3 protein-coding genes are annotated in these 12,041 nt (G+C 47.1%); all 3 read right to left on the reverse strand.

Annotated features, from left to right (window positions below):
* Position 1: 1 nt before the first annotated feature.
* From AAC855_RS08875 to AAC855_RS08885, 3 genes are read right to left on the reverse strand one after another with little or no spacing between them, the layout of a single operon-like run.
* Positions 2-1,252, reverse strand: coding sequence for an MFS transporter (locus AAC855_RS08875; protein ID WP_340609214.1), 1,251 nt, complete (start codon positions 1,250-1,252; stop codon positions 2-4).
* On the reverse strand, positions 1,249-6,981 hold the full coding sequence (locus AAC855_RS08880; protein ID WP_340609215.1) for an amino acid adenylation domain-containing protein: 5,733 nt from the start codon (positions 6,979-6,981) through the stop codon (positions 1,249-1,251). The genes AAC855_RS08875 and AAC855_RS08880 overlap by 4 nt, the downstream gene beginning before the upstream one ends.
* 4 nt (positions 6,982-6,985) lie before the next feature.
* The gene (locus AAC855_RS08885) at positions 6,986-11,962 is read right to left on the reverse strand and encodes a beta-ketoacyl synthase N-terminal-like domain-containing protein (protein ID WP_340609216.1); all 4,977 of its coding nucleotides are present in this window, start codon (positions 11,960-11,962) and stop codon (positions 6,986-6,988) included.
* Positions 11,963-12,041: the final 79 nt, after the last annotated feature.

The raw sequence follows: 12,041 nt of genomic DNA on the forward strand, positions 1-12,041 counted from the left end.
ATTATTCTCCCCCTATAGCGACTAACAGCCTGCGTGTCGAGATAAGCAAGGGAGGTAATATCAGTAAGGTAATCCCAATAAAGTAAAGATCCATCGGATTACCCTGCCCCCAAATCGCCCATCCCCCCTCTTGAGCCAGTAAGAGATCCAATACAATTCCGGTGATGAGATAAATGATGAAACTACTGAATGTCTTTACCAGATTACGCAGTGCGAAGACGCGGCCGTGATATATTTTCGGCACCGTGGTCTGCCATAATGTTTGCATTTTAATGATGCTTATCCGCATCGTGATAAAGCTAAGCGCGATACATATACCAGCAACATAAATATTCTTTATCTGGGTCAATACCACAAAACCCGCTGCGAACAGGAATTCCAGAGCGAATAGCGGCATACGTTTTAATATGGAAGGCCGCCATGCTGAGATAAGGCTGACGATCACCATGGAAACACCACCGATAGACATCATGTAGCCGGCATCTGCAACAGAAAAATAAGTGGTGAAATAAGGCACAATAGTAATTAGCGTTCCCCCGACCAGAATGGCTTTAAAAAAGGTGTACGCAATCATATAAGTCATTTCCGGCGATGCTTTGACCAACCGGACGCTCCCCATATCAGGAAAAATCGATTTCCAGTTCAATTTAGAGAGAGTGCCATCATCATGTGGCAGAAACTGTACTGCGCTGATCCTGAACAATAATCCGGCAGCAAAGGCACTGATCATAAATGTCAGCAGATCGAGCGTCAGCACAATCCCTAATCCATAGTGAGAGAACAGAAACGCCCCGATGATCGGGGCAAGCATTTGTGGTAGTGAATCGCTGAGACTGCCTAATGCATTCGCCCGATTCAGTGAAGCAGCCGGAACCAGCCGGAAAACCAGCGTGCTGTAACAATCGATCTGTAACGCCGTCAACACACTGGTCAATGCGATATAGAGATAAACCACGATATTATTGAGAGAGCCAAAGTGATTGAAGATAAGCACAATCGCCAAGGCTAAACCCGCAATGCCCTCTGTGAACAATAACACCTTACGTTTATCGTAATGATCAATCACATATCCGACTAACGGCATCAGTAAAAAGGCCGGAAGCACTAATACCAAATACATATTTGTGTAGGCAGTGACTGACATTTGCTTTTCCAGCAACCACAGCCCGAATGCAAATTCGGTCAGCTCACTGCCAAAAATCGACACCGCGATGCCAATCCACAGCGGATAAAAACCATTGATCCCCTTCATTCAACCATTACCTTCTTTTTACGACTACGAGCCTGTAATACAGGTTTGTCTTTTTGCCCTGCCCTCTCTGCATGACTATTCGGTAAGGCTGTCTGAGCCCCGTCTGTAGCCCTGCTTTGAGCCAACGCGGCTTCAATCCACCCAATCAGGTCAGCTAAGGTTTCACAAGCCATAAACTCCGGTAGTCTCAGCGTCATGCCATACTCTTTTTGCAAGGCAGACAGGATTTTGATCGCAATTAACGAATCTCCGCCCAATGCAACAAAGCTTTCATTCATATTCAACCCATGCTGTCCAAGATGAGTCATCAGCAAACGACCCGCAGTGCTGCTAAGATCCGCCGGTGATGGCGCTTGCGTGACAAGTTCAGAAACATGCGTCTGTAATGAACGGTGTTGTAATGCGTTATTCGGGAATAGGTCAGGTTGCAAAGGAAACCGTTTTATCGATACTTTGCCATTGGTGGTTTTAGGGAAGTCAGCCAGATAAATAATGGCATGTGGCTGCATATAATGAGCAAAGTTGCGGCGGATAAACTGGCGTATCCGCTCACTTAGTGCTTTTTGTTCCGCTTTATCCGCCTGAGTTTTCACATAACAGAGTAATTTTGTTTCCGCCACCGGAATACGTGGATCAATCACACTGTTTGTTGTCAGTACAACCTGCTCGACACCTTCCCATTGGCCGATAATACTTTCCAACTGAGTCGGCTCAATCCGATAGCCACGTACCTTAATTTGAAAATCGGTACGACCGAGGAATGACAGACATCCCTGCTCATCCATGCTGACCAAATCACCGGTTTTATACATGCGCGGAGGAATAGCATGGTTGCAGGCTTCACGCGGAATATACGGATCAGATACATATTTGGCAGCGGTCAGAGTGTCATTACCGTAATACCCTTTGGATACCAACGGGCCACCAATATACAATTCACCGGGTTCGCCACGGGGCACTGGCTGCCCGGCTTCATCCAGCACATAAAAACCCGTATTCGCTAATGGCTTGCCCAGCGGAACGGTTTCACCGACCCATGTCTCAGCCGTGATTACCGAATCCGTCGCGGTGATGGTTGTCTCTGTCTGCGCATAAGCATTAGAGAATATTCCGCCTTTCACAACGTGCTGCTGCCATTTCTTCAGTGTCTGTGGGTCAACTTTTTCCGTGCCGACTAAAACACGTCGTAAGTGAGCGGGATACACCATCGCCGGATCGTCTAAACTTTCCACCCAGCCTTGCCAGTAAGTCGACGGTAAATCAGCCAGCGTAATCTGTTGCTCAATGAGTAATTGATTAAAATCAGAGAAAGTATCTGGCGGTGTATCACCGAAAAAGACAGCACGACCGCCCGCACTCCAGACAGGGAAAAGTTCTTCAAGAACAATATCCCAGTATAAATCGGTAAATTGAAGCATCCGATCTTCGGGGCCAATCGCCAGATATTCCTTCATCATCAAGCAATGATGAGCAATGGCGCCATGAGAATTCATCACGCAATTGGGTTTCTGAGTACTGCCAGACGTACAGGTAATGTAAGCGGTCTGTCCTGCCGGGATCACTTTTCCGGGATTTTGCAATAACGCCGAATTCCCCTCCTTTACGCCCCCCTCATCCACACCACATTGACGCAACAGCGTCTCTTCATCGTAAAAATTGAAATATTGCACATGAGAAAGTGTATTGAGGGTGCCATAATCTTCGTCGATAAGGGCAAATCGTGGAGTCAGTATTGAGAGCAGATATTCAACCTGAGTCACAGGTAATTTTTTATCAACAGGAACATATACGCCCCCTGCTTTCAGTATGGCTAACACGGAGATTGCCAAAGGAATACCACGACGTACCCTGACAAAAACCGGTTCTTCTGGCTGTAATCCTTGATGTAACAAGTGATGAGCCAACGCATTCGCCTGACGGTTCAATTCAGCAAATGAAAGTTGCTTCACCCCTTCCGGCGAACGGGTATCAACTAATGCACACGCCTGTGGTTCATCAAAAGCCCGTTGCTCAAACAAGGCATGGATCGGTGCCTGATACAGAAAATCCTTCCGCACTGTTCCTATGGCAATAGATGACGCATCCAGTGATTTGAGATAAGTAGTGACATCAGCCAAAGTCAGTGCATTCTGCTCTGGCACATTTACCAGATAATCCAATAATTGCACCATCTTAGCGGACAGCATTTTAACTTGTACCTTGCTGTAGGCTTGTGCTGCATACTCCCAATGCAGATACAGGTCATTTTCGCTCTGGAACACATCCAAAGATAATTGACCCACAATGAAACGCTTAGGATTGTCCAGTAATACCGACCAACTACCACTGTCATTCAGCCTCAGCTTACGGGGGCTGAAATTGAAATCGTAATTGAGATAGCGGGTCAGCATTTCTGAACGATTACTCAGGCTGTTACCTTGCACTGTCAGATCGTCAACGGTCACATCCTGATGGGAAAGAACCGCCAACAATTGCTCACAGGTCAGGTCGAGATACTCACTGAAAAGCTGTTGTTCATGACAGGTATTAACCCGAACGGGCAACATCGCGGTCGTTAATCCGACCAAATTATCGAAGTTATCAAAGTTACGCCCGGCCACCGATGTCGCCATAACGAACTGAGATTGCTTAAGTACCGACCCCAGAAAAATGGAGTAGACGGTATACATCAACATATAAGGTGTCACGCGATGTTGAGTGGCGTAATGCAACAGTTTAGTCGTCAGTTCAAGCGGTAATTTCTCCAGATGAAAGCCCCCCGTAGCCAGCACTTCACCTTCTTCAGTGAGTTCGACAGGTGCTGTCGCGGGTAAATTAGCCAAATCCTTCTGCCAGCCAGATAGATATTTATGCCAGAATGATTTTTGATGAATAAAGTCTGTCGTGCTTTTGAAAACAGCCAACCGCTCCAGATAATCCTGATATTGCGCAGCGGGTGGTAAGTCACTGGCCCCATGATAAACAGCAACTAATTCATCAATGAAGATATCCAAAGAAACACCATCAACAACCGTATGGTGGGCAACCAAGCAAATGATATCCACCCGGTCGTGATCCGATGCATATTGCGCTAAAGAAGTTCCATTCCATAATGGCTTGGACAGATCAACCTGCGCTACATGCACCCTGAACATCGGCCCGCGATCGAGTATGAATTCTTCATCTATACAGGCTTGTTGCCACTGAGAAAACATCTCCGGTGAATCAAGAGGAGACTGCTCAACACGCATGGCAGCATGATAGTCAAATTGTCCCGCTACGGTTTTAAACGTTTCAGGGCAAAAGACCTGTTGCAACTGTTGGTGACGATTGAATAGATACTCAATGGTGCTGTTTAAACGATGGGGCTGTAATTCGTCAGTAATCACACACTGAATGAATTCATTGTAAGATTTTGAGGCAGCGGGATCGTACCAGCTCGCCATCGCCAGATTTTTCTGCATTCTGGGTTCAGCCAAAACCGTTGTTTCCTGAATTTTCGGCGCAATCGGTTTATCCTGCGGACGAGAAGAAGAAGAGCGGGAAACAGCGGTAATTCTTTCAACGGTTTTTTCGAAGGCATTGAAACTCGCCTCCAGCACACTATCATCATGAGCCGTCGAGAGGAAACAAGTACGCCCTTCCCACGTATAAACCCCATTCATCAATAAATGATGGAAAAACAATTCATGATTTTTCTTCTGGCTGAATTTAAAAAGTGACCCAAAATTCGCCACTTCTATTCCACTATTTGCTGCGGTAAATAAGCCATTAAGCCGTTTAACGAACCCTGTCGTTCTGTCGTTCAAATCTGCTTGTAACGATGGCCCTTGTGCTTTCATATGTAACAGCGTTGCTTCTGCGGCTGCCATTGCCAAAGGATGTTTACAAAATGTTCCGGCAAAGAAAGTCGTTTCATTAGGCGGGTAAGAGGCATCACCAAATTGCCAGAACCCCCCATCAATATAATCCATGACTACCGCATCGCCGGCCAGCACACCAACGGGCAGGCCACCACCGATGACTTTACCGTAAGTCACCAAATCTGCCTTGACCTGATAATAATGTTGGGCGCCTCGGGCGTGATAACGGAATCCTGTGATAATTTCGTCAAATAACAAAACGATATTCTGTTGTGCGGTGATTTTCCGTAATGTCTGAATAAACGATTTTGGTCGTAAAGTGATATTGCGTGATTGAACCGGCTCAACCATAACCATGGCGATTTCATGCCCGTGGGCCGTAATGTAATCCAGGCTTTGCTGTTCGCCATAATTGAGTACCACAATATCCTGCCCCAAACGATCAGGAATACCGCTGGATTGTGGGAACTGTTCTCCGGGCTTCATACCGCCCATAAAGAGAATTTCCGTATAATGACCGTGATAGGCATTATTGAAGATGACAATTTTTTGTTTCCCGCTGGCCGCTCTCGCCACACGGCAGGCAAGCATTATTGCCTCAGTACCTGAATTGGTGAACGCGACGCGTTCAACGCCGGTGATTTCGGTAATGAGATCCGCAACCACCATCGCGGACTCATCAACAGGGCCAAGATGAAAACCGTGCTGAAGCCGCTTTTGCAACGCCTGTTGGATAAAATCGGGATTATGCCCAAAAAAGTTGACGCCAAATCCCATCGCAATATCGATAAAAACATTACCGTCCAGATCGGTAAAGTGTGCCCCTTTTGCCGTTTTCCCCACAATCGGGTAACAGAGTTCTTTCAGTTTGCTGTTGAATTGGATCGCGTTGCGGTTATCACAAAGCGCTGTCCGGTATTTCTGGATAGTATTTTTTGACGCGATTGTTTTCGCGTTGTATTGCTGAATAAACGCTGTCGTTTCCGCATCACTTTGCACAGGCTCTGAAAGCACAACCGGTTTATAGGTAAATTTGGCTTTTTCACCCGATGAAGTTGCTGGCTTTGTCACTTCAGGCTGAAGCTGCTCAGTGTGATGATCGGGGATCTCAACAGATTGTTTGCCTGATTGAGTGCTGGCCAATGGAGCGGTATTTGATGCTGTAGGCTCCGTTGATGTTATTGGTGCTGGTGGTGCTATTGGGGCTGGTGGTGTCATTGGGGCGGTAGGTAATACCGGGGTTAATGCTGACACTGGCGGTTGATTCGCCGTGATAACATTCGTAGTTCCTCCCCTGATATTCTGCAATACCGCCAGCTGCTGCTGAAACAGTTGCTGCATCGCGTTTAACTGAGCCACCATAATGCCCTGTTTAGTCTCAATATCGAGTTTGGTTTCACGGACAGGCGTCATCGGCATATTAACAACGGGCATGTTAACTGTAGACTGGTTAGCTATCGATTGGTTAACTATCGATTGGTTAACTACAGATTGGTCAACTACAGATTGGTCAACTACAGCTTGATTGACCATAGGTTCGTTAATTATCGGCTCAGGCTGCTGTCCTCGTGATTGCGGTGGTGTTGGCATCTCTGGCACAGTTAGCGGCACATTCGGTTCGTGAGTAACACTGCCAGTCACGGCAGGCTTCGCCTGCTGACTGATGAAGCTGGCCACCTTATCAATATTCGATAATCCCTTAAAAAATTTTCCGATGCTGATATCCACGCCATATTGGGATTTAATATTGTTTTTAAATCTAATCAACGTGAGAGATTCAATACCCAGCGCCAAAAAGTCAGTATTGGTAGGCACATGCTCACTCGCTAATTCTGACTGTAGCCAATTTTGCAGAGCGTGTTTGAGTTCGTTTGGCAGTTGCGTCATTACGTTACTTTCCCTTCATAATGTCTAATTGAGCTTGGAAAATGGCGTTCATACAATCAATTTGCTGCTGCATGATGCAGAAAGATTCATGCTCAATCAGGTTGCCCTGTTCATATTCTTCAGGCTGTTTCTGTTGTCTGACACCATTCACTAACGTGGCGCTGTATTCCGTAAACCAACATGGTTCTGTCAGTAGTTTTCTGATCGGCAATAAGGCGGGATTGAACGTGAACGGTGAATACATTGTCAGCCACTCTCTCGGTGAACCGGATAAAGTGTCACTGGCTAATACCGCCAATAAATCGCAATAATTGAGTTGCCGGCTGTTCCGGGAGGGACTATAAGCGGAAGCAAAGTGATGCGGTTGTTTCTCCGATAGCCATACGCTGAGCATACTTTTGGGCCCAATCTCAATGATCTTCAGCCCTGCCATCGCCGCTAAATTCTCCAGATTACGCCGGAACAGGACTCGACCTAACATGTGTTGCTGCCAGTATTCGACTGTCGCGAAACACGCTGTTTCCGGTTGCCCCGTCAGGTTCGACAAAATCGGCACTTCTGCCACGTTAAGCGGAATATCAGCAAGAAACGCACCAAATTCCTGAGCGGCTTTGCCCATCATCGGAGAATGAAATGCCCGGTTAGTATTGATAAAACGGGCATGAAGTCCGTGCTGTTCGAGTTTTTGCCGGAAATGCTCCAGCGCATCATGTGTGCCACTGATAATAGTGTTGGTTTCGCTGTTTTCTGCGGCAATCGTCAGCTCGGTTTGCTGTTCAATATTTAGCTCACTTTCAATCAGAGCACTCACTTTCTCCGCCGAATCATTCACCATCATCATCGCACCACGGGGATCGCTGGCTTCCATTAATTGCGCGCGTTTGATGATGATCCTCAGCCCTTCTTTCAGGGAAAATACATTGGCAACACAGGCCGCCACATATTCACCAAGACTGTGACCAAGCAGAATATCAATACGCCCGATAGCCGGACGCAGACACTGATAGAGTGCGTACTCGAAAGCAAACAAAATAACCTGAGCAAACTCAGTACGGTTGATTGTCTGCTCGTCTACCGGCTCAGTCAGAAGTTGTTTGACCTCCACCTTGAGTTGCCCACTTTCATCTGCTATCTCCGAACATAATTGATCAATCTGATCAATCCACTGAGCAAATTGCACATGATGACGATACAACTGAGCTGCCATCGCTACCGATTGCGTTCCCTGCCCGGCAAAAACTAATGCCATCGTTGTTTTATCCGTCGTGGTATCAGCAATTGATAGGCCATGTTCACTGGCGCGATAACCTATCACTTCTCCTCTGGCGATTGCGGATAACTGCTCAACCAACTGTTCAGCACTATTGACCCCCAGTGTACAAACAACCGGCAATACCGTCCGCTGCGCCAGTGTCTGGCAAAAATCTCTAAGCACAAATTGCTTTTGTTTGATATGTTGCTGCACATCCGCTAATAATCGGCTGGCAATAGCCTGTAGATGTGCCTGATCGCATCCGCTCAATACGCAAGGTAATGTTTCATTTTGTGGCTCTGTCGTAGAAAGCGTTTTTTGTCTTTTACTGTGGCTTTTGATCACCACATGCGCCCCGGTTCCTCCCATGCCAAATGCACTGACGGCCAGACATGTTTTTTCGGGAGTGAGCGGTTGGGCAGTAGTCGGGATCGCCAGTTGTCCTTCTGCCAGCGTGATCCGAGGGTTCAACTCGCTGAATCCTGCTACTGGCGGCGCGATTCTGTGTTTATCAATCAGCAATAGCTTGATTAATCCGGCAATACCCGCCGCAGCTTCGAGATGCCCGATATTGGCTTTGATCGCGCCTAAATAGCAGGGGATCTGCGCTTTTTGATCGTGAAAACAGGCATGAATGCCTGCCATTTCGATAGGATCACCCAGATGAGTGCCCGTACCGTGAGTTTCGAAATAACCGATATCACTCGCCTTCACACCCGCTTTTGCCCAACACTGTTCCAGTAACTGCTGTTGTGCAAGCGGATCGGGGGCAGTGATGCCATTACTACGACCACCATGATAAATCTCAGAAGCCAGCAGACTGGCTTGAATATCGTTATTATCACGAAGGGCAAGATCATGGCGTTTGAGGATAACCACGCCAGCCCCTTCGCCCAGAACGGTTCCGTTCGCCTTGGCATCAAAAGGGCGACATATTCCATCCTGAGATAACACGCTCAATTGCTGCATTTCCCTGAAATGCGCCATATCCAGCTGTAGGTGTACTCCCGCCACAATAGCGGTATCACATTCACCCCGTTCAATACTCAAACGTGCCTGATGTAATGCCACCAGCGATGATGAACACAATGTATCGACAGTTAACGAAGGCCCTCTCAAATCCAAAAAGTACGATAGTCGATTCGCACATACGCTGTTCTGATTGTTGATTGCGCTGCTCGGATATCCCTCTTCTCCTGTCTCCGTGAGATAATCCTGTAGCAACTGCCGATAACCATTCTGACTGATGCCAACAAATACACCGGTTCGGCTTTCTTTCAGATCATTGAGGCTCAGGTTAGCCTGCTCAATAGCCTCCCATGTCACCATCAACAATAATCGATGCTGAGGATCCATCAATCGGGCATCTTTGGGCGTAATCTGGAAGAAACGAGGATTGAACTGACGAATATCGTCGCAAAACGCCCCGCTCAACTGAATGCCATTTGCCTCAAACTCTGCTAATAGCGGTGCCATAAAAGGACGATCTTCCGGGCAACGGCTGAACTGGCTTTTTCCTGCCAGCAGATTTTCCCACAGCTGTTCACAATCTTCTGCACCGGGAAAACGCCCGGCATAACCGATAATCGCAACATCAATATTATTTTGTGTAGACGGTAGTGATGTTATGGCCTCAGTGCGTGAAAGGCTTTCACCGCGGGTTCTTACTGCTGATGTTTTTACTGTGGATATTGGTACAGCCAGTCTCTGCCAAAGCTGATGAATTGACGAAGCGGAGAACAACACAACTTCGGTCACCGCATGGCCCATAGCCTGACTCAGGCTGTCAGCCAATTGGACGATGGTCACTGAGTTATAACCCAGATCCATTAAAGAACGTTGTACATCACCTTCGGCCAGTTTCTGACCCCTTACCTGACCGATGATGTGAACAAATGTTTCCCAGTTAATCCGCTGTATTGGCACAGCCTCTTGAGGAATAACAGATGAAACAAGATGATTTCCGCTGATTTTCAGGAATGAATGACATGCGGGATGCTGATGGAAAGGCTGGCTGATATCGTATAAAGCATCACGCACAGCCTGATAATTCTCGCGTACAGTGCGCTGCGATACTTTAAATGACGGTGTAACTTCCCCTTTCTCCAGTGACAGTGCGGTTTCAGTGACCGCCACTGCAATCAATTTGAACGCGCTATCCTCCACCTGCTGGTTATGCTGGTGTACCACCTCAGCAAGATGCTCCTGCAAGCGGGATGAATGTTGTAGTGTACAGTTCTCACCAAACCGCTGGCGGCAAAGCTCAGGGTTAATAAACAATAAAGCGGTCGCGTAGGGACGTTGTTCAATATCAATAATGGCATGGTTGATGATATCGGTTTTCTCAAACAGGCTTTGTTCAATAGCATCACTGGACACCTTTTCGCCATTAGACAGTTTTTTGACCGAATCTAACCGCCCCAGCAGAACAAGTTCACCTTTGACCATCTTGCCAAGATCGCCTGTTCTGAACCAGCCCTGCCTGAAACAACGCTGGTTAGCGGCTTCATCGGCATAATAGCCCAGCATCACATTCGGCCCTTTTGCCAAAATCTCTCCGCTATCTTCATCAATACTGAGAATGACATTGGGTAAAGGGCGGCCTACGCTGTTGCTTTCTTCATAATCCGGGCCTTTAAGTGTCAGGCATGGGCTGGTTTCCGTCAGCCCCCAGCCCTCAGCAACGTAGATACCACAATGCTTAAAATAGTCTTCGATATCCGGAGGCAATTTAGAGGCTGCGGAGAAGATCATCTGCAATGTCGGTGCCACGGCCCGGTAAAACGCCCCGGAATGTTTCATTTTGTTGGCAACGACTGTCAGTATCTTGGGCACACTGAAAAAACGGGTCGGTTTTAACTGGCTCAGATTAATGCACATCCGGTCAATATCCATGCCCCGGCTATTATCAATATGTAACATTGCCTGACTGAAAATGGCCGTGTATTTTTCAAACAATCCACCAAAACTGTGATGCCACGGCAGATAACTGAGAAAAGATTGCGGGCCATCGAAATGCCATAACATTTGCAGAGCCTGTTGCTGTGAAAGAATATTATTCTGACTGAGCAACACACCTTTCGGCTTCCCACTGGAACCGGAAGTAAACATTAAACAGAATGCCTGTTCTGCCTGCGTAGCCTGTAAATCTGTCGTGATCGCCCTGAGTAATGCCTCTCCGATAGCTTCATGACTGACGGCTTTATCCGGGCTAATCAGGTCAGTTTCGCTATCAATACCGGCAAAATCAGTGAAAGAGCCGGTTTGCTCCAGTGTCATCACCTGCCACGGGCTATGCTGTGCCAGCGTCTGTGCAAGTGATACTTTTTCCGTGATGACTAATGCGGGTTCTGCCAATGACAGGCAGTAAGTCATCATCTCCTCAGAATAATTGGCGTATACCGGCGCATAAATAGCGCCTTTAAGCTGACAGGCGAATTCAATCGCCAGTAATTCCCAGCGATTATGCGAAATTGTCACCACCCGCTGACCACGGGTAACGTTCAATTCATACAAATAACGATAAATGCGCGCAATACTGCACAGTAATTGGCGCCAGCTTAGCTGACGCCCGGATTGCAAATCGTTAAAGCGTATTGCATCAATATCGCTGAGTGCTTTTTTCAGTAACGCCAGAATAAGAACATTATCAGTATCAAGTCCCTGAAGGCAGAAACGCCATTGCTCAACAAAACGATCTGCTCCTGCATTTTGATTGTGTTTACGCATACTCTTAAGCCAAATAAAAAAGATCACTCAAATACATCAATATTTCGGGCAGTAAAAACTCACCTCAGCGCTGAGACTT

Origin of the sequence: Xenorhabdus bharatensis (genome assembly GCF_037996705.1) — a bacterium.
GTDB classification, from domain to species: Bacteria; Pseudomonadota; Gammaproteobacteria; order Enterobacterales; family Enterobacteriaceae; genus Xenorhabdus; species Xenorhabdus bharatensis.

What these genes read in the sequence shown, in the direction of transcription:
- AAC855_RS08875 (WP_340609214.1), bottom strand. Translation starts at nt 1,252, where the DNA reads ATGAAGGGGATCAATGGTTTTTATCCGCTGTGGATTGGCATCGCGGTG.
- AAC855_RS08880 (WP_340609215.1), bottom strand. Translation starts at nt 6,981, where the DNA reads ATGACGCAACTGCCAAACGAACTCAAACACGCTCTGCAAAATTGGCTA.
- AAC855_RS08885 (WP_340609216.1), bottom strand. Translation starts at nt 11,962, where the DNA reads ATGCGTAAACACAATCAAAATGCAGGAGCAGATCGTTTTGTTGAGCAA.